This is a genomic window from Aquimarina agarilytica ZC1, from assembly GCF_000255455.1.
GTDB lineage: Bacteria > Bacteroidota > Bacteroidia > Flavobacteriales > Flavobacteriaceae > Aquimarina > Aquimarina agarilytica.
Map to the genome: position 1 here is coordinate 2,265 of NZ_JH621295.1, position 21,199 is coordinate 23,463.

The following is a 21,199-nucleotide window of genomic DNA, read 5'->3' on the forward strand; positions in this document are numbered from 1 at the left end:
CGAACTTCGTTATAACCTAAATAAAAGGACTGATAAGATTTATCCAATTTGTTTTGTTTTATTAGTTTCAAAAATGGGTCTGCAACATCATCTTTAACAATTTCAGTAGCTGGAGAACCGTAAAACCCTTCTTTATCACTTGCACCACCTATATAAAATACAACTGTACTTTTAACCTTACTCACAATTGATTCGCTTTGTGTTGGCTTCCAACAGTAGGCGTATATCCTTACTTCGCTTACATTTTCAGGAATAGTATAATCGTAACAAACATATTTTTCATTGTCTTTATCCATATAAGGATTTACACCTCTATTGTATTCTAAATCTATTATTTCCCCATTATCTAACTGCTCTGCAAACCAAATATGCTTTATTGGTGTAAATGTACTTTCTTCAAATTTAGTAGCTTTATAAGTGTAAGTTTCACCAGCTAAAACATTTAGAACTAAATCACCATTTTTGTTATATGGTCCTTTCAATTCTTTGACCAATGGTTTTTTGTGTTTTAAAATAGCAGGTTTTTGGGCTGCTGGCATAACCTTAACATTAGGGTTTTTTGGTCGAATTGTTATTCTTGTAATAGAATATTCTTCTTTTACTCTCGGAGGGTTTTCTTTCTCCCTCATTGTAATTCCACTATTAGCCATTGATTTACTTATATTTAAGTTGAGTTACTCAAATATAACATAATCATCGTAATAATTTCTACAAACCATTTAACTTACTAATGCTTTAACCTTTTGTACAGTACCTAAACTTACATCGCATAGCTTAGCAGTATTGCGTAATGATTGCTTATTGTTGAGGTGTTTTACTACGTTTTTATATTTACTAAGAAAATCTTTATCGCTCTCTTTAGAACCTCTTATGCGACCTTTATAAGTTCCCTTTGCTTTCGCTATTGCTATGCCTTGCTTTTGCCTTTCCAACATATTCTTACGTTCCATTTCTGAAACATTAGCTAATACACTAACAATCATTTTAAATGCTGAATTAGATTTACCGTTTATTAAACTTTCAATACCAAGATTTTCAACTTTTACTGTTATACCTGCATTTTCAAAAACTTCTAATGTCGTTAGTATATCAATTATATTTCGACCTAATCTGTCGATAGCTTCTACAGAAAGATAAGTAACCTCATCTAACAAATTTAATATTTGTTTGCCTTGTTCTCGTTTACTGAATGGAATAGAGCCACTGCATATGTCTATAAATAGTTTTTCGTCTTTGTATTGCTCTTTTAATTGTCTACTAATTTTTTGATTTGCTGTACTAATTCTTATGTATCTGATTTTCATAATGTAAATATACAAAAAACAAATATGTGTAATAAATTTAGGGTGGTTTTAATTGATACACTTAATTTACACTAAACAGGTTTACAAAAGTAATTTTTTTGTGCTGCGTTTAAGGTATGATCTAAAATTAATACAACTATATTTTAAAACTTAATATAGGTTTTGAAAAATAATTTTTTACACAACTATTAAAGAATAATCTAAAAATTAATTTTTCTGATTTAGTTTATTTTTTAAACACATAATACAACTTTATAATAGAAAAATACATTTATCCGAATTAATTACTTAAGATAATAATCATATTTTTATTAAAGAATATTACTTAGGGAAAAAACCATATCGTCCATCAGATTTTCCTTTGGTAAAATGGATATAATTAATCTTATCTATAATTTCAGAGTCTGGGTCTTTATTATCTAAAATAATTACCTGTAAGTCATTACTAAGATTCACAAGGTCTTTAAAAAATGATTTTTCAATATCTTGAGTTATTTCGGATTCAATAGTTACTTTATCATCATTAGCTTCCTTCCCTTGAAATGTAGTTAATGGTGAGTCGATTATTAAATGACCTGTAGTAGGTAAGTCTCTTTCTATTGTATATTCCAACAACGCTAAAACAAATGCACTATATAAAATAGCTCTATATCCTTTTCCAAATGCACTTCTATTTTTCCCTCCAATAACAATATCATAATTATCATAATGGGTATCAAAATTCAAATTAGAAATTTGATCAAAACCCCATACTTGTAATATATCTTTAATAGAATCACAAAATGATTTCAAAACAGAATACGATACCTTTCCGTCATATTCAGCTACTGATGGCTTCTTATCATTTAAATCAATTAAATCTTTCCTCTCATTATAATATTTAGTTAGTAATGAATCTAAGCTTTTAACCTCCTGAATATTGGAAAGCTCCGCCATCAATGAATCGATTTTCTTTGCACTAGATTCTTGAATTGGCTTAAGCTTACTTTGTATTTTTTCTTGAACTTCTTGTAGTTCAATACTCATCTCATCAATGCTTGCTTTCAATTTTTTTTCATCCAATCTTTCCTCATCAATAGTATTAATTAATTCTTCTTTTTTCTTTTTAATTTTTAATAATTCCATTTTTATAGAATACATAATACTCGATGACTCTTCAGATTCTTCATCCAAACAATCATATTGCTCCTTATCTAATCCCCCTCCACAAATTGGACAATTTGTTGCATTAAGTTGATCAAAATACCCTCCACCTTGAGTAATAAAATTTAATCTATCAATATCACTATCATAATGCTCTTGCAACAATACAAATCTTGTTAAAAGTTCATTTTTTAAAATAAGGCTAGATTGAAGTTCTGTTATTTTATTAAATAAACCTGCTTTGCGATTTGTAAGTTCTTCTATCTGTTTTGAGGAATCAGTGAGCAAGATATTTAATTCTTCTAAGCTAGATTCAATAGTTATCTTACTAGTATCTTTACTGCTTTCTAAATAAGCTTCAAGTTTAAGTTGTGTTTGCTCTATATACCTTTCTACTAATTCAAGCTTGCCTTTAATTCTACTCTTATAAACTTTTATATCTTCAATTTCATAAATATCCGAATCATCCTTTCCTGTCAATAAAAGCTTAAATATTGCTTGTTCAACAGTTCTATCTGTATATTGACCATTATAAACAGGTGATTCCTCTGTTATGACTCTCTCTTCATCTATAAGAGATAACCTTGCTAAATCCCTATAACTAAGCTGTCTTGTTACATTCTGCTTATTTCTCCTAAGCAAGGGTCTATTGAAACCACAAAGATCAAGTAAAAATGTTGATATATTTTTATCATTGATTTTAGAGTGTTGCTGGAGTAAATCCTGTGCTTCTCCTTTAGTTAAAAAAAAATCTATTTCGACATCCTTGACTTTAATGTTTCCATTAAAAATGTTTCTTTGTATAGTAAAAACATTATCATTATGTGTTCTTATCTCTAAATAGACTGTATCATAACCTTTAGATTCTGGAATAGTAGTCTTTGGGTATTTACCAGAACCCAATGCAAAATTAATACATGAAAAAACGTATGATTTCCCAGTATCAGATAATCCCGAAACAACATTGAAACCAAGTTTAAATTCTATCTCTGCTCTTTTGATATCACGCCCTGTAACATACAATTTACTTATATAAAACCCTTTGTTATTCATATAGTAGTATTTCCTCTTAAAAAAGATTCTTTGGTAAATTCACCACCCCAAACATCCAATTTATCTTTAAAATATAATTCTAATTCTGAATCCGATAGATTGCCAAAATAATCAACAACCCAAGATGAAGTTCTTAACAAATCATTTGCGTATGGTGTGTCTAGATATTTTAGAAAAGGAGCTGTAAGTTCATTTGATTCATAAGTAAATCCATTATCTGAAAAATTTAATTTAACTAAATCCCTGCTTAAAATTAAGTTCAGACCTTTTTTAATTAATTCTCTTTTCACTAAAATTTCTGAAGCTCTAAAAGGAATGTTAGGATGAATACTTATAGGACCAGTAGGAATATCTCCAGAGTGTAACAAAATGTAATCATAATAAACTAGTCTTTGCAAATCACAAGGTTTATTACATGCTGAAAGCAGAAATAAGGTTCTCAATCCCATTTCAAGTGGTGAATTAAACACTTTAGTATTTCTATTTTTGAGTAATTCCATTTAAATCCAGCTTAATTTATTTTCATTAACTAAATGGTGGCATAAACCAATCTTATCCATTACTCTAGTAACACTAATTAAGGCATTGCTATGAATTGATATTTTACTTGCTTCAAGAGTAGTTTTAATTATCTTTTGGTATGCATTATCGTAATCTGCTAAACAAATATCTACAATTCCCTGATAAATTTCTTCCTTTAAGTCCTCAAAACTTCTATCTCCATCAGGAAGACTATCTCTACTAAATTGGTTGAGTGATTCTGCCCAATAAAAAGAACTTCTTTGTCTTCCAAAATGCTGAAAATGATCATTGTAATCTTGAAGTTCCACTATACTTTTAATTTCTTTTTTTAAACAATCTGAATAAGCCAAAAAGAGCTGTTCTATAAACCTTAATGAATATTCGGAATCAGTATAAGCTAAAAACTCAGGTTCATTTCTTCGATTCAGTAAACCTCCTCCAAACCTAGCTGTATAGTAATTTGTTGTTTTATGTTGTTCAATTAATTCTTGAGGGTCTAAAAAAGTAAAAATATCGAAATTAATTGTTTCTATGTATGCTTTTAGTTCTTCTGTTAGTTCAGAATTAATTACACCTATATTTTTGTGCGAATTCCAATTTTCGTAAAGTTTGCTTTTAAACATTGTGGGTGAACTTAAATAACCTGCTAAAGTTCCCCCCAATCCTTTAGGAGCTACAAAATAGTATTTTCTTGGCAGTGAATAATCTCCATTTTTTGAATAGCAAAAAAGTTTAATTAATTCACCCCATATATCACTTGGCATTAATGGATGATCATAATGCTTACACTGAAAATTATCATACACGGTTTTTTCTTCATTGATAAAACCCACAACGTCTCTTCCTTTATCATTTGCTCCACCTGTTTTAAGTACACTTTTGTACTTCTTTTTGCAATATCCTGCTATCCATTCTCTTATTAAATCTTCAAATTCTTCACTAGATATTATTTTGAGTCTATCAATAGGAGGGATAGGAATACCAGTCAACATTTCACTATTAGTTAGCGTTCCAAATGACTTTGGGGCTTCTACTTCTTTTAGATCTGTGTTCGTCATTAACTATTTAAGTTATTAATTAACCTCATTGATTAGTAATATGGAAATTTAATTATAAAACTAACTTTAATTAATAGGCTCTTCCAATTTTAAAATATTAAAGTTTATTGAGAATGTTTACTTCACTAATATATAAAATATTAACAATCTATTTAATTAAAAATTTAATAATAGTATCTAAAAAGCAATCTTGCATCAATTAAATTTTTATAACTCCTATTCTAGCGTTTTTAGCTTTTAATATTGATTCAACATTTTTACCATTATTAATTATAATAAAATCAATTTCATTTTTTTGTAATGAATTTTGAGCTTTATCAAGGTTTTCAAAATGTACTAATGATAATTTATTGTCAGGTTGCTTTTTTATAATTTGTTTTTTTTCATTTGTTACAAATTTACTCGCACTTCCTATAGTTAAATCTCCATCGTGCAGTTTTTTTACTAAAGTATTATTTTCACTATTTATAACTGAAATATATCTTGCAACAGTACCCCTGCCTACACCTGCTATTTTAGCAATCTCATCGTATGTATCGATTGGGTTATTTACTTTTTTTGATTTCCCAGCTTTTGATAAATTCGCCTTTGCAAGCTTTTCAATTGTGTTTCTTGAATTATATGCCAGTTTAACTTTTTCTGTATTGGATAGATTTCTACGTTGTAATTGGTGCTTTACCATCCAAAGTTTAATTTCATCTATATTTTTGAATTTTTCATTGACTTTTTTGCAAGGAATTTGCTTTTTTTTAGTTTCGATTGCTGCTCTCAGCCTTGTATGTCCTTCTATAACTAAATTATCTCCATTGTCTGTTTTAAAATATAATATTGGATCTATCACCCCATTTTTTTGTATGTCTTTTTTCAGTGCCTTGTATGTTATTTTTTCAGCAAAAGGCAGGTAGCTTTTTAGTTCCCATATAGTTTTTAAAATCACTTTTTCATCATTATATAATAACTTAGCATCTAATTCATTCATAATTTCATATTCTGTTTCAAATAATTGCAAAATATGGTTATCAGAATCAAAATTAGATGTTGGATTATTCCAGTAAGACTTACCATTTAGTTGACTTCCGCCCTTAGAATGGTATCTATGTAATTTATGTAACGTAGGGTCATTATCGATTGGATTAAACTTATTATCACCCCATTGCTTGAAGAAAAAAGGAACTGTATCTTCAATACATTGTTGTCTTACTGATTCTATCCATTTAGCCTTTATAGGTCTTGCTCCATGTCCACTTTCACCACCAACAATTACCCAATCAATACCTTTTAACGAATAGTTCTTTAAGTCTTCTATTAAAGGCTCTACGGATAGGAATTTATTTTTTGCATCACATTGCGCTAAACGTTCAATCTTCCTTACCGATGCAATACTACCTACTGAAACACCCATCCAAATATTATCTGTCCAATTGAGTTTTTTAGAGTATTCTAATAAAATATTATCTCTTTTTGTAAGAATTTGGTATGTATGCTGAGGTGTCTTATTCATTACATCAAACACCTTTTCTATGAAATCAAATGATGTATCTTTATGAAATAAGTCCGACATAGAATTTACAAAAACTGTTTTATTACCAATCCATTTTAAGGGTTCTAAAAGGCTATCGTTATGCTCAACTAAAACATCAAAGCCTGCATCGTATTTTTTTTGCCCCATCGCTTTTAACCTTTTACTCATCACCTCAGCGTAACAATTATCACATTCTTTTGAAATTTTAGTACATCCAGTTGTAGGGTTCCACGTTTGCTCAGTCCATTCAATACTACTCATAAATAATATAAATTAAGGTTATACCATTTGGTACAAAGCTAAATCTAAGAAAATTATTGTTGCTTTAAAGTAAGTAAGTCACTATTTTATCTATGTTCCTTGTAAGATCTTTACATCAGGATTTTAAGAACTTTGTTTTAAAATAAACAGTTTGTACCTAAATAAAAAGTAGAGGATTTAATTCGTCCTTTAAAAGAGAATTGAGCTGTGATTATAGCTTTGTAGTAAGCTTAGTTTAATTTTATGAAGTAATTGCCTTTTTTTAAATCGGCTTTATGAAAGTATGGTTTTTTACAAGCTTATACCATTTGGTACAAGGCTGTTTTTTTAGCTAAAATTACTGGTTAAAAACACATTTTTGCAGAACTAAACATATCTTAACATCAATAATCATAGCTATTCGGACGTTTAAGTCCTTTTTTAGAGATTTTAAGTCCTCTTCAACTGATTTGCTCACCAACATACTGAATTTTAAATACAATTCCTTTAAATCATCCTTAAAAAGAGTTTAACTACTTTATGCCAATTGCTGCGGTTTTTTTGTTTTTAAATTTTAACTTTTTTTGAAATCCCCAAGTAAATAATTGCTTATTAAATATTATTATTAAAAATAAAACAAAAGTGTTTTGTTTATGATTATATAATATTAATATATACTTTGTATATATAATTATATAACATAAAAAAACACCAAAATAAAGCAAAATCCCCATAAAGCATTCCTAAAAAAAACAGCAATAAAAACCAAAATCAAAAAGCTTTCCCATAACGCTCCAATTGCATAATGTTTTTTAAAATTTATATTGCCATTTTGGTAATGTCAACTTTGTTTTAGTAGCATATATCAGCTTTACAATCCTTTTAAGAATGATTTAAGTCTGTTTTTAAACTTTTGTATGTATTTATGCCTTTCTACTTTTTAATCTCTTTAAAATCATTTATTTAGATTTATTCTTAATAGTTTCGAAAACAAAAAAAAATATTAATCTCCATAAAGTTGTAAAAGCTTTTAAAAATTATTCAAACTGTAATTTTACAATAACCGATTTTAATCTTATTTTTAGACATAACTGTTGATAATCAAACACATTACACCTTTAATTTATTAAAATCCTTTATTTCATCCTTAAAAGAAAAGCTAAGTCCTAATTACAGGTTAATTCGATATTGTATTAACATTATGTAGATGGCTGAGGTAGTTTTTTAAACTATTTTTAGTTTAAAATTTGTAAAAACACGTTTTTTTAAACTGTATGGAAGTAGGTTTTTTAATTTGCTTTTATATAAATAATTTTCCATTCGGTGTTGCTGTTAAGCAAAACACCGAACGTAGTATCTTTGATGCTACTATTTATTTTTATGTGAATATGTGTGCGCTTGTAAAAGCACATATATTTATATAGAATATATACATATTAAATTTTTTAACTATCAATTCCATAAAGTGTCGTAAATACAGGACTAAACAAGGTTTTAAATCGAAATTGATTATTAAATTTTTTAACTATCAATTTTGTAATCCCTTATATTTACTGACTGTAACAAGAGTTTCAATCAAATCAGCAATTTAGTAAAAAAATAAGCTTTATATGACATACACAACAGCGAATACTAAGCAAGATTTCTCAATAAATTTTGAAAATATTGTTAGTTCCGAAGAGTTAAATTCTAAGCAAAAAATACTGCTTATGAATATACTAATCCTCCATAAAGTAAAATGTAAACGTAGCTTTCAGCATATACTCAATGTTGATTTAGCTGCTAAAGTTGGTGTTACAATTCCTACGCTAATTAAAGTTCGTGATAGTTTAGAAGAATTAAATTGTTTTACTGTAAAAATTAAATATGGCACTAAGTCTGTAGAAGTAAGTAAAGAAAAACGTAAAAATAGTCCGTTGTATTACTACCCTAATTGGAAAAAATTAACCGATTTAGGCTTTATAAAAAAAACTACAAATCTCCATAAAGAAGCTTTTAAAAACAAAGTAAAAGCTAATCAAAATGTAACAAAAGTAAAACCTAAATTACCTAAAAATAAACCCTTAACTGCTGATATCAAACATTTAATCGATGATAATGAATACTATAAAGTTAAAGCGTATGCATATATCCATGGCATAAGAAGCGTTAATGGTAAAGACGAAACAATGACTGGAAAAAGTTTAAAAACAGTACTTAATGTTAATAGAAATAAACGTAAATATGGAGATAGCGATCTTGTAGATTATGAGTTAATTTAATCTTAAAAACCCTGTTTTTAAACATTTGCTTTGCACAGCGTATTTATGTCAAAGGGTTTAAAACATCTAATTTTCTTCAAAAAGTCAGTCTTTCGTAAGTAGCCTTCTAAAGGCAAGTTAGCTCATCTCATACAGTAAAAAACAGTAAATTAAATCGATGCTTTTCTACTTTTTAGTATGAATATCAGTTTGAAAATAGGTTTTTATAACAAAAAACAGCCAATTCAAATTTTTAACAAAAATCTAAAATCCCTTAATATGTAAAAAACAGTACTGGACTCGTAACTTCATGACAGGTCACAAGTTATCTGAGGCAGAAAAGTAATAGAGAGAAAATTAATCTGTGTAAGCGACTGAAAAATGCTGAAGAATAAATAATATATTTTACAATAGTTACTGGCTTAAAAAGACTAAAAAAGGAATTATTAGGCAGAACAATGTACAAAAAAAGGCTTGCCAAAACTGTTCTGACAAACCTTTTAAAAGCTATTTCCCATATAGCTACTCAGTTAAACATTGCATATACTTCATGTAAACTTCTCCATTAGTAATTTGCTTGTCGTATATAAAAAGTCTTATATCGGTAATGCGTTTACTTTTTAATTGTTCAATTTCTTTAGCTGTAAGTTCTATGGTAGCGTCGTAATTGTAAGTAGTACCTTCTCCTACGGTTGCTTTTACTTTTACATTAGGTTTATTAATTTTTGTACCGTCCTCAAAAAGTATAATGGCTCCTGTTTTGCCAATATTTAACGTATTACCGTTAACAGTTAGGTTGATGTAATATGTTGCTTTATTATTTTCTACAAACTTAAATAATGTAATAGCATTTAATGGAGATTGCCAGCTTATTTTATCACTAAATTTGTCGCCTTCCTTGCTTATTTGGCTGCAATAATTGCTTTCTGTTGGCTCTTTAATTATATATTTTGGCGTATGTCCTAATAAGGAAATACGAAGTTTATACCTATTACCTGTTGTATTGTCCATAATGTTGGCTTGGAACTTAAAATTTTCAGTAGCTGTTGTTGATCCTTGTACAAGTAAGCTTTGTGGATACCATACTTTACCTACCGTTTCAACAGTAATGTCTGAAAAACCGAATTTTATAGCTTTTTTTACTACGTTTTTTTCCATTTGAGTAAGCAGTAAATCGCTTAAATCTCCTTTGGTTACTGGTTGTAAGTACTCTTCTGCATAGGTTGCTTTAACTTCTAATACTTTTTTTCCTGTTGTTGGAGCGGTTTGTGCAAAACTGCTAAAGCTTAATGTGCATAGGGTAATTAATAACGTAATTGTGGTTTTCATTGTATATGTTTTAAATGGTTTTGACCAAATATATATAAAAATAGGTTTTAAACAACCTGTTGTATTCAATTCGTTGGAAATAACGAATTGATTGGATTTTTGAATATGAATCAGAATTTAAAAAAATTGCAAGCTATACATATATGTAGCAAACTTGGTGAACACATAAGAGCTATCCGAAAAGACAAGGGTCTAAGCGTTGCTGAAATTGCTTTTAAAGCTGATATTGATTCACAAAATCTAAGGAAATATGAATTAGGTAAGCAAGAAATGAAAGTTTCTATGTTGCTAAGAATAGCCAAAGCTCTTGATGTTGAGCCGAAAGATTTACTTGATTTTTAAACCATAAAAAATCCAAGATGAGTTTATAACAAAATAGTTTAGTTATAGTATTTTTATAAAAAACAAAACTCATACACATGGAAGTAAACGAGCCTAAGGCATTATACATATCTACTGGTGATGATATAACTACCTATAAAAAGAAAGACTACATAATGCCCTATTCGCTAACCGTTGGTAGAATAGCTGAAAGCCTAATTCAGGAATTATTTTTAATGGAAGGCTATCAAACTTATAAGTATGGTTTAGAAAATACGTACCAATATCTTTATAAGCAACTTAAGTATAATAAAACTCAGGCAGCTAAATCTCTTCGAAAATCACCTGATTTAATTTTATACAACCCTGATTCTGAAAAAATAAATTATGCCGAAGTTAAATTCAGGTCAACAGGGTCTTTTAAAATGAATGAAGCTAATTATGAAAATTACGAAGAAAGCTACCCCGATGGCTACTTCTTTCTTGTCTCCCCCACAAACATATATTGCATAAGGTTTGAAGAAATGCGTAAACTAAAAGAAGTAAATTTTGAGGAATGTGATGAGTATTTAATTAAAAATTCAAAGCACTTTAAGCTTAGAGAAAAAAGCATTAAACATTTTGAAGAATTTGCAAGTGTATTTTACAATGAAGAATTTTTAAACTTAAACTCAAAGATACATGGTAGGTATAGGAACTAATGTTTAAATAAACCTGTAGAATAACGGGAAGCCTTACAGCAACGATTCCCTTAGCTCTTTACTTAGAAGCTTTTGTAATGTTTTATTATAAGTACCTTCGGTATAACGTGTGTTTTGACCATAAGACAATTCTGTAACAATATTATTTTTTGTATCAAGGCTGTAGAGGTAGTTGTCAGCTATAAAATGTAACACATCATCAATTGGAAGCTTAAATGATATTTTAATAATGTAGCCTTTATGTTCCTTATTGTACTGAATAAAAATACGTTTAATGTATTTTTGTAATACCCTTTTCTTTTCGTTATATGGTGCTGCTATAGTATTTACTGTATGTGCAAGTTTTAATTTACCTGAATCGGCTACTGCTTTACTCATTCTTCCCTTAGAAAGTAAATCGTGTTCCATGGTAAATTGCTTTAGATTTACCTTTTGGCTTTCAATTATTGTAACTTCTTCGTTATCTCTTGCTAATAATTCTTTTAAAGTTTTTATTTCAGCTTCATTAGCTTTCTTGAGTTTAATAAATTGGCTGTCACTAATTACGTCGTTATTAAGACGGTCTAAATTTTTGCCTTCCCGCTTTTTTATATTTTTGATTTTATTGGTGTAACCCGTAATTTTTTCTTTTAAAGCACTAAGCTTTTTAGGGTTTTCTCCTTCCGAAATCATTTTAATCACATTATCATAGAGATTATCGTCATGCATAAGCCCCCAGATAAACTCGTCAAGCACATCAATATTAATACTACGATTGTTACAATTAAGGTCTTTATACCTCTTGCTTGAACACATATAGTAATTATCCTTTTTATTTACACGTGTTCGACCATAATAATTCCTATTACAATTGTTGCATTCTAATAAGCCTTTAAGTAAGTATTTGTGATCTACTTTTTTACCAGTATTCTTAGAATTAGCATTGAGTTTATATTGTGTTTGCACCTTATCCCAATACGTCTCGTCAAAAATGGCAGGGCAATCGACAAATATATGCTCATCTTTCTTTTTGCCTTTCCATTTCCTTTTGCCTTTATACATAGTATTTTTTAAAATACTTTGTACCTGTCTGTCTGACCATATTACATCACTTTTTTTCTTGTGCGTTACTTTACCAGTATCTCTATTTATGATTTTGAATGTACCTTTACCTTTATTATAACGTGTTGGAATGTTGTTGTTATTAAGGTAGTGCCTTATTGTAGTTGAACCTTTTCCTGCTAAGCACATTTGGTATATTTTTTCAACTATTGGTTTTTCTTCGTCATCAACTACAATGTAACCATCTTTATCAGCTTTGTAACCAAGTGGTGTTGATTTGCCATGAGCTTTGCCTTCCAATACATTATCCATTAGAGACCGTTTAGTTAAGTAGCTCTGTTTCTCTATTTGATATGCATTAAAACTACTTAAAATCTGTGCTTGAAGTCTTCCATCAGGTGTATCTAAATTTTGCAAAACTCCAGAATAGTAAACTTGTACATTTTTACTATAAACTTCTGTTAGAAATTTACCCCAAACAATAGTATTCCTTGCTATTCTATTTGAATCACGAGCGTATACAGCTGTTATTTTACTACTTGAAATATCAGCTAACATTTTTTCAAACTCTGGTCTATACTTTAGTTCAGCACCGCCTGATACTCCTTCACCCTCATTATAAATTTCGTATTTAAAGCCTTCTTTATCTGCAAACTGTTTTGCTTCTCTAAGTTGGTTTTCAATTGAATTAGATTCTCCATCTTCTCTACTCAATCTTGTGTATATCGCTAACATTTAGTTATATTAAAGTATAAATATAATAAAAAATATGTACACATTATAAAACAATTACTGATGTTGCCTTAGTTGGAGGCGGAAGTTACCCACAACCTGGCGAAATATCCCTAGCACATAATGGAGTCTTATTTTTAGATGAGCTACCTGAATTTAAACGTACTGTTTTGGAAGTGATGCGTCAACCTTTAGAGGATAGAGAAGTAACCATTTCTAGAGCTAAATTTACTATTACTTATCCTTCAAGCTTTATGCTTGTGGCTAGTATGAACCCCAGTCCTGGTGGCTATTTTAATGACCCTAATGCTCCAGTAACTTCGTCACCTGCCGAAATGCAACGTTACTTGAGCAAAATATCGGGCCCATTACTGGATAGAATTGATATCCATATTGAAGTTACTCCTGTTCCTTTTGATAAACTAAGTGATGAACGTAAAGGAGAACCTAGCAAAATCATTCGACAACGCGTTATTACAGCTCGAAAAATTCAAACAGCTCGTTTTTCCGACAGAGAAGACATTCATTATAACGCTCAAATGACCGTAAAACAAATTCGTACGTATTGCGAATTACCCGAATCGGCTAAAACTTTACTAAAAACAGCTATGGAAAGACTTAATCTTTCGGCCAGAGCTTATGACCGAATTTTAAAAGTATCTCGAACTATCGCAGATTTAGAAGCCAGTCCTCAAATTTTAGATCATCATATTTCCGAAGCCATTCAATACCGAAGTTTGGACAGAGAAGGATGGTTGGGATAAAAAAAAGTCCTATTAATCACTGTGATTAATAGGACTTTTTTTTAGTACCCTTTGTGTTTTATTTATTGCTTCACAAATAATGTTGACTTAAAGCTGTATAAATTATCTTTTATTACTAAAAGGTATATACTGCTAGGTAAATTTTCAACATTAACCCCTACATTATTTTTTAAATTTCCTTCTTGCAAAACTGCTCCTTTTAAGTCCATAATGGCATACGCTACTTCATCATCCACTCCTTGAACAGTAATTTTATTTACAGCCGGATTAGGATATATTGAAATCTTAGTATCATCTGTATTAAATGGATCATTAATAGAAAGTGTTGTTTCATCTAACTTGAAACTAAACCTATCTAAATTCCATTGCCAAAGATCTGTCCCATTAGCAACAACACGAATTGTATGTTGGCCTTTTGCAATATTAATCCCTTTGCTACCACTTTTTAGATTAGAAAAAATCTCAAAGCCACCTGTATTAGGAACGGCATCAGAAGCCACTTCAACACCATCTATTAATAACTGAATATTGGTATTTCCTCCAGGGCTGGCGATATCGTATGTTAAATCATAAGACCCTCCTTTTTCAAAATCAACAATATATTCTACCCAATCCTCTGCATTAACAAAATTAATCGCTGTTGAAGTCGCATTAACCCCATCAAAACCTCCTGGTGATTCGCCACTTGGGTTTTCTGTTTTTTCAAAAGTTTCGGCTTCTACAATTAACGTATTTTCATCTGGAATTGGTGGCGCTACGTTTTTATTAATTAAATCAAAACGCCTTAAATACATCCACCCCCCTGTAGCACCATTTGATGCAGGAGAAAATTCTAAATGATGAGACAATCCCCAACTTACACCAAATTTCGGATCGGTCGTTGAAATGCTTTCAGGTCTAAAAATTCCCAAAGCATCTGGTACTTCATTTTTGTCCCTACCAGATGTTCCCGAAGCTGTTCCCATCATTTCAAAATTAACACCATCAGAAGCAAATTGAACAGAACCCTTTTCGGGACCATCCAACTTTTGAATAATGGCTATTCCATCATTATAATTCCAAACACTTACTTCATGTCCTGTATTTGTAACTGGATTGTATACAGATTTAACATAAGGTCCTTCTGGATTATCGGCAATGGCTACTCCCCATCTAATTTCTCGCTCCCCACAATACTTTTCCTCCCCCATACGCTCACCTTTGTAATACAGATAAAACTTATCCTTATAAAACATTAAACAAGGATCATGTACTTTATGACTATCAAAATCACCTTTTGCATCTGCAGCAAATCTACTTTTAGAACCAGCAGTCCAAACACCATTATGAGATGGTCTTAGAATAGGCTCTGATAATTTTTTCCATGGCCCATCAGGAGAATCGGCTACCGCCATAGCTACATTATTTTTTACTCTTTCAACATATGGAGACTTTACCACCTGATATACTAAATAAAATTTATCATTATGTACAAAAATTTCGGGTGTAAATACGGAACGATCATCAAAGGATCCAGCAACTCCTCTTTCAACAGCTGGTCCTTCTTCTTTCCAATCAAAGCCATCAGTTGATGTTGCATAGTATAAATCTGTATAATCCCAAGGAAATACATTATCATCCGGATTATTGGTTTTAAAATAAGTTGACGTTTGTGTTAGCTTTCGAGAATACCACACATAATACTTATCATTATATTTTATAACCGCACTTGGGTCCCTTCTTGTTATTAGAGAATTAGCCACTAAATCTCCCGTTAAAGCAGTTTCTTTGAATGTAACATTCCAAATTGGATCACTAGGTATACCCGGATTATTATAATTAGTACAACTCTCTAAATATTTATTCCAACGAACAGTAGCTGTACTGATTTTTTTAGCTCGTAATTTAATTTGAATATTTGTAGCTGGTGATTGTCTATATATATCCTCAAAAACATAGCCTTCTTTATTAAAATAAAGCGTTTTATCACCTGCCGATAATGCATTAAATGAAAACTGACCAGTGTTGGTTGTAGTCATTTTTAAGTTATCTTCAAGTAAAGTTACTTCAACACCACTTAATAAATTACCCGTTTCACTATCAGTGATATTCCCAGTAAAATTTTGAGAAAACACTGAAAAACAACACAGTACACTTAGTAGTTGTAATAAATTTTTCATAGTCTATTTTTCGATTTATTATAAGTAAATATAATCCGATAATATTTTCTTACAACTGATTAACAAAAATAACAAGTAAGTAAAAGCCTACATTATTATTTCAATTTTGATCTCAAATATTCCCCGGTGTATGAAGCCTTATTTTTAGCCACTTCCTCTGGAGTCCCTACAGCGACTAAATTCCCTCCGTTTTCACCACCTTCGGGCCCTAGATCTATAACATAATCAGCGCATTTAATTAAATCCAAATTATGTTCAATAACCAATACCGAATGTCCTCGATCTAACAAGGCATTAAATGAGTGAATTAATTTTTTGATATCATGAAAATGAAGTCCTGTTGTTGGCTCATCAAAAATAAATAGTACTTTATCTTTTGTAGTTCCTTTTACTAAAAATGATGCTAGTTTTATACGCTGTGCTTCACCTCCTGATAATGTTGCAGAACTCTGCCCTAGTTGCACGTACCCCAAACCAACATTTTGCAAGGGCTTTAGTTTTCTAACTATTTTTTTTTGATCTCTTTCTTCAAAAAAAGCAATAGCATTATCAATAGTCATGCATAAAACATCATCAATTGATTTCCCATGAAATTGCACTTCTAAAACCTCTTTTTTAAAGCGCTTTCCTTTACACTGATCACACTCTAAATGTACATCGGCCATAAATTGCATTTCAATGGTTACCTCACCTTCTCCTTTACAATTATCACAGCGACCACCATCCACATTAAAAGAAAAATGCTTAGTTTGATAATTCCGTAACTGAGCTATACGCTGACTTGCAAACAAACTACGAATATCATCATAGGCTTTTATATAGGTTACAGGGTTAGATCGAGATGATCGACCTATGGGGTTTTGATCAATAAATTCTACGGATTTTATACTTGAATATTTACCAGAAATTCCGGTAAATTCTCCTGCTTTATCACCATGAATACCCAATTCTTTTCTTAAGGCTGGATATAATATTTTTTTAACTAAAGTACTCTTCCCACTTCCAGAAACACCAGTAATGGCTGTCATAATTCCTAAAGGAACTCTAACATCAATATTTTTTAAATTATGAGCTCTAGCTCCTTTTATATCTATATATTCAATTCCTTTATCTCTTTTTTTGGGAATTTCTATCACCTCATTCCCCGATAAATAACCCGCGGTTAATGTTTTGGCTTTTAGTATCTCTTTAAAGGTACCTTGAGCTACTAACTCTCCACCAAAGGTTCCTGCTTCGGGACCAATATCAATAATTTGATCTGCAGCTCTCATGATCTCTTCATCATGCTCTACTACAATAACTGTATTCCCTAAATCTCTTAATGAAAGTAATACCTTTATCAATTTCTCATTATCTTTTGAATGCAATCCAATACTTGGTTCATCTAAAATATACATGGAGCCTACCAGACTACTTCCTAATGAGGTTGCTAAATTGATTCGCTGTGATTCACCTCCCGATAATGTATTTGATTTCCTATTTAGCGTAAGGTATTGTAAGCCTACTAAATCTAAAAACTCTAACCTACTATTAATCTCCTTTAATAAGCGTTCGGCTATCGTTTTATCATGCTCCGATAACTTTAGATGTGTAAAAAATGGAATTAAATCAGAGATAGGCAATTCTACCAAATCATTTAAACTAGCCCCATCTATTTTTACATAAGCTGCTTCGGGCCTTAACCTTTTTCCTTTACATGAAGCACATTTTGTTTTTCCCCTGTAGCGGGATAACATCACTCTATTTTGTATTTTGTATGATTTTGATTCCAAAAATTCAAAAAAACTATGAATCCCTTCAAAAAAACCATTTCCTTCCCAAACTAAGTTTTGTTGTTCATTAGTTAATTCGAAATATGGTTTGTGTATTGGAAAATCAAATTTATAGGCATTATTAACTAATTGATCTTTGTATGTACCCATAGTTTCTCCTTTCCAAGGGAGTATTGCGCCTTCATATACACTCTTTGAAGTATCGGGAATCACTAAATCTTCATCAATACCTATAACATCACCATAACCTTCACATTTTGGACAAGCTCCGTACGGATTATTAAAACTAAACAAGTGCACATTGGGTTCTAAAAACTCTTGACCATCCAACTCAAATTTATTACTAAATAAATGACTCACTTGAGTAGCCACCTCTTCGATTATACACTGGCCTTTACCTTCATAAAAAGCTGTTCCAATTGCGTCTGCCAAACGATTGTAAAAATCATCTTCTTTTTTAGTTACAATCCTGTCAATTACTACAAAACAAGGTTTGTCTTCTTCCAAAATAGTATCTGTGCTTAATCGAGTAATGGTATCATTTTGTTTTACACGAACAAAACCTTGTTGCAATAACACTTGAAGCTTTTCATTTAAAGTTCTGCCCTCTTCTACGTAAATAGGCGCCAATAAAAGCAACTTCGTTTTAGTTTCATATTTCTTTACATGAGTAACAATATCTGAAACGGTATGTTTTTTAACTTCTGCGCCAGAAATTGGAGAAAAAGTTTTTCCTATGCGTGCAAATAATAATTTTAAATAATCATAAATCTCCGTAGTTGTGCCCACCGTAGATCTTGGATTTGTAGAATTCACCTTTTGCTCTATGGCAATAGCTGGCGCTATTCCTTTTATATAATCAACTTTGGGTTTATTTAAACGTCCTAAAAATTGACGTGCATATGAGGATAAACTTTCCACATACCTACGTTGACCTTCGGCATAAAGCGTATCAAAAGCTAAACTTGATTTACCAGAACCCGAAAGTCCTGTAATTACGACCAGCTTATTTCTAGGAATTACCACATCAATATTTTTTAAATTATGAAGTTTTGCTCCTTTTATTATTATATTTTTTTTGGGATCGATTACCCCTTTATTTTTATTGTTGACTGCTTTAACCATAAGCCTCAAATATAAATATAAGTGTCCAAAAAGCGAAGCATAACCACTACTGCTTTTTTGTTAAAATTTTAAGAAAACTAGTTGTTTCTAAATTTATTTATATATTTACAGCATTCTTAATCAAAATAATAAAGCCTATAGCAAAATATTACTTCATACATTTCATACTCTTTAAGAAAAAGTAATATTTATGGTTTTAAGAAAGCAAGAAGATTCAGTTTTAGTATCCGAGTATATAAAAGGAAACGAGCAAGCACTAGGTGTTTTAATTGACCGACATAATCAACGTATTTTTAGTTTTATATTTTCTAAAGTACTGGATAAAGATATAGCTAATGATGTTTTTCAGGACACTTTTGTTAAAGTAATTAACACATTAAAAAGAGGTCGGTACAATGAAGAAGGCAAATTTTTACCATGGGTAATGCGTATCGCTCATAATCTTGTAATTGATCATTTTAGAAAAGGTAATCGACTTCCTAAATTTGATGATAATGGAGAATTCAGTATCTTTTCGGTACTAAGCGACAATTCACTTAATGCTGAAAAACAACTAATCAAGAATCAAGTGGAAAACGATGTTCGTAATCTAGTACATGAACTTCCAGATGACCAAAAAGAAGTGTTAACTTTACGTATTTATAACGAAATGAGTTTCAAAGAAATCTCAGACAAAACTGGAGTAAGCATAAATACGGCATTAGGAAGAATGCGTTACGCATTAATCAACCTAAGAAAATTAATTGATAAACATCAAATAGTTTTAGTTAATTAGTGCAATAAAGGTTTTTTTTTATCGTTTAAAAGTAAATGTTAACGATAAAAGATACATAAATGGCTAAAATTTACTCCAAAGAAACTTCAAACGAAAACCAAAAATTGAAGCCCAAAGCAGAAACTCTTAATTTTATATTGAATTATTCTAAAGTAATTGATATTATAAAAACAGAAAATTTCATTATTCAAATTAGTAAAAATTAATTTGGTTATTTCCTGAACAATTATAATACTTCTTGATTTATTAGATAGGTAAATCAAGATTTAATTTATGTTCACTTATGTAACCAAAATAATCTATTTTGAAATGTTCGCTGTTCGTTAAAAATGCTCAAATAAAAATATAATTAATCCTGTATATTCTAACACTTCCATTATAAAACCAACTCAAAAGAATAGTTACAACTCACAATAATTTTATCTAATTTCAAAAAACAACTATTGATTACAAGCAATGAAGTAGGATTAATCTTTCTTTATTTTTTTAAAAATTAGCATTTTTAATCATATCTTATATGACAGCCGATATTTTATATCCGTATGTCTGTTTTTCAACTGTTTCTTCGCCTTAAAGCATCAAATCACTCTTAAATTTATTTATATATTTACACCGATCATTTAAGGAAAAGCCTATAGCAAAATAATACTTTATACATTTTATACTCTTTTAATAAAAAGTAATATTTATGGTTTTAAGAAAACAAGAAGATTCAGTTTTAGTATCTGAATACATTAACGGAAACGAGCAAGCATTGGGTGTTTTAATAGACAGACATAATCAGCGTATATTTAGTTTTATATTTTCTAAAGTACTTGATAAAGATGTAGCTAATGATGTTTTTCAAGATACTTTTGTAAAAGTAATTAATACTTTAAAAAGAGGTCGTTATAACGAGGAAGGTAAATTTTTACCATGGGTTATGCGTATCGCTCACAACTTAGTTATTGATCACTTCAGAAAAGGGAATCGATTACCTAAATTTGACGACAACGGAGAATTTAGTATATTTTCATTATTGAGCGATAACTCACTTAATGCAGAAAAGCAACTTATTAAAGAGCAAGTAGAAAGTGATGTACGTAATTTAGTTTATGAACTTCCAGATGACCAAAGAGAAGTGTTAACGTTACGTATATATAATGAAATGAGTTTTAAAGAAATCTCAGACAAAACTGGAGTAAGCATAAACACAGCATTAGGTAGAATGCGTTATGCACTTATTAATTTGAGAAAATTAATTAATAAGCATCAAATAGTTTTAGTAAACTAAACTGCATCATCTTCTTTTAATCAATTACTTTTAAATCTAATACTATTTTTTTTCAAGTGGTATCTTATACGATTTTAATTTAATATTTTCGCATAAAAGCATTAATATAATGGTGATTGCTAGTA

The 21,199-nt window shown here is 30.1% G+C and carries 16 protein-coding genes and 1 pseudogene; 7 read left to right on the forward strand and 10 right to left on the reverse strand.

What is annotated here, in order from left to right:
- The 6 genes from KQA_RS20600 to KQA_RS19975 all read right to left on the reverse strand — a co-directional run.
- Positions 1–650 (reverse strand): hypothetical protein (locus KQA_RS20600; RefSeq protein WP_010182767.1); only part of this gene is annotated, 650 nt, incomplete at its 3' end.
- Between the two features lie 69 nt (positions 651–719).
- Positions 720–1,304, reverse strand: a complete 585-nt coding sequence (locus tag KQA_RS0216950; protein WP_010182768.1) for a recombinase family protein — start codon at positions 1,302–1,304, stop codon at positions 720–722.
- Between the two features lie 321 nt (positions 1,305–1,625).
- Complete coding sequence (locus tag KQA_RS0216955) at positions 1,626–3,500, reverse strand: hypothetical protein (RefSeq protein ID WP_010182769.1); 1,875 nt, start codon at positions 3,498–3,500, stop codon at positions 1,626–1,628.
- Entirely contained in the window at positions 3,497–4,000 is a 504-nt protein-coding gene (locus KQA_RS0216960) for an ABC-three component system middle component 2 (RefSeq protein WP_010182770.1), read from the reverse strand. Before KQA_RS0216960 ends, KQA_RS0216955 begins: the two co-directional genes overlap by 4 nt.
- Positions 4,001–5,080, reverse strand: coding sequence for an ABC-three component system protein (locus KQA_RS0216965; protein WP_010182771.1), 1,080 nt, complete (start codon positions 5,078–5,080; stop codon positions 4,001–4,003).
- Positions 5,081–5,279: 199 nt separating this feature from the next.
- Positions 5,280–6,863, reverse strand: coding sequence for a DUF5131 family protein (locus KQA_RS19975; protein ID WP_010182772.1), 1,584 nt, complete (start codon positions 6,861–6,863; stop codon positions 5,280–5,282).
- A gap of 1,589 nt (positions 6,864–8,452) precedes the next feature.
- Between KQA_RS19975 and KQA_RS0216980 the strand changes: the two genes are divergently transcribed.
- Positions 8,453–9,103 carry a hypothetical protein gene (locus KQA_RS0216980; protein ID WP_010182774.1) on the forward strand — a complete coding sequence of 217 codons (651 nt, stop codon included), beginning with the start codon at positions 8,453–8,455 and terminating at the stop codon, positions 9,101–9,103.
- A gap of 501 nt (positions 9,104–9,604) precedes the next feature.
- Here the strand turns inward: KQA_RS0216980 and KQA_RS0216985 are convergent.
- Positions 9,605–10,411 carry a type 2 periplasmic-binding domain-containing protein gene (locus tag KQA_RS0216985; protein ID WP_010182775.1) on the reverse strand — a complete coding sequence of 269 codons (807 nt, stop codon included), beginning with the start codon at positions 10,409–10,411 and terminating at the stop codon, positions 9,605–9,607.
- A 105-nt stretch (positions 10,412–10,516) separates the two neighbouring features.
- Between KQA_RS0216985 and KQA_RS0216990 the strand changes: the two genes are divergently transcribed.
- Both KQA_RS0216990 and KQA_RS0216995 read left to right on the forward strand, forming a co-directional pair.
- Entirely contained in the window at positions 10,517–10,753 is a 237-nt protein-coding gene (locus KQA_RS0216990) for a helix-turn-helix domain-containing protein (protein WP_010182776.1), read from the forward strand.
- A 77-nt stretch (positions 10,754–10,830) separates the two neighbouring features.
- On the forward strand, positions 10,831–11,433 hold the full coding sequence (locus KQA_RS0216995) for a hypothetical protein (RefSeq protein ID WP_010182777.1): 603 nt from the start codon (positions 10,831–10,833) through the stop codon (positions 11,431–11,433).
- Between the two features lie 33 nt (positions 11,434–11,466).
- Here KQA_RS0216995 and KQA_RS0217000 read toward each other — a convergent pair whose 3' ends face one another.
- Positions 11,467–13,209: a recombinase family protein gene (locus tag KQA_RS0217000; protein WP_010182778.1), complete on the reverse strand. Its 1,743-nt coding sequence runs from the start codon at positions 13,207–13,209 to the stop codon at positions 11,467–11,469.
- 44 nt (positions 13,210–13,253) lie between these two features.
- Between KQA_RS0217000 and KQA_RS19230 the strand changes: the two are divergent.
- A pseudogene (locus tag KQA_RS19230) lies at positions 13,254–13,970 on the forward strand (YifB family Mg chelatase-like AAA ATPase); the annotation flags it as partial.
- 62 nt (positions 13,971–14,032) lie between these two features.
- Here KQA_RS19230 and KQA_RS0217010 read toward each other — a convergent pair.
- The gene (locus KQA_RS0217010; RefSeq protein ID WP_010182780.1) at positions 14,033–16,129 is read right to left on the reverse strand and encodes a carbohydrate-binding protein; all 2,097 of its coding nucleotides are present in this window, start codon (positions 16,127–16,129) and stop codon (positions 14,033–14,035) included.
- Between the two features lie 95 nt (positions 16,130–16,224).
- The gene (gene uvrA, locus KQA_RS0217015) at positions 16,225–19,026 is read right to left on the reverse strand and encodes an excinuclease ABC subunit UvrA (protein WP_010182781.1); all 2,802 of its coding nucleotides are present in this window, start codon (positions 19,024–19,026) and stop codon (positions 16,225–16,227) included.
- Positions 19,027–19,216: 190 nt separating this feature from the next.
- Between uvrA and KQA_RS0217020 the strand changes: the two genes are divergently transcribed.
- The 3 genes from KQA_RS0217020 (at position 19,217) to KQA_RS0217030 (ending at position 21,074) form a co-directional block, all read left to right on the forward strand.
- The gene (locus tag KQA_RS0217020; RefSeq protein ID WP_010182782.1) at positions 19,217–19,801 is read left to right on the forward strand and encodes an RNA polymerase sigma factor; all 585 of its coding nucleotides are present in this window, start codon (positions 19,217–19,219) and stop codon (positions 19,799–19,801) included.
- Between the two features lie 59 nt (positions 19,802–19,860).
- On the forward strand, positions 19,861–20,007 hold the full coding sequence (locus tag KQA_RS20605) for a hypothetical protein (protein ID WP_198283134.1): 147 nt from the start codon (positions 19,861–19,863) through the stop codon (positions 20,005–20,007).
- Between the two features lie 482 nt (positions 20,008–20,489).
- Positions 20,490–21,074 carry an RNA polymerase sigma factor gene (locus KQA_RS0217030; RefSeq protein ID WP_010182783.1) on the forward strand — a complete coding sequence of 195 codons (585 nt, stop codon included), beginning with the start codon at positions 20,490–20,492 and terminating at the stop codon, positions 21,072–21,074.
- Positions 21,075–21,199 lie beyond the last annotated feature (125 nt).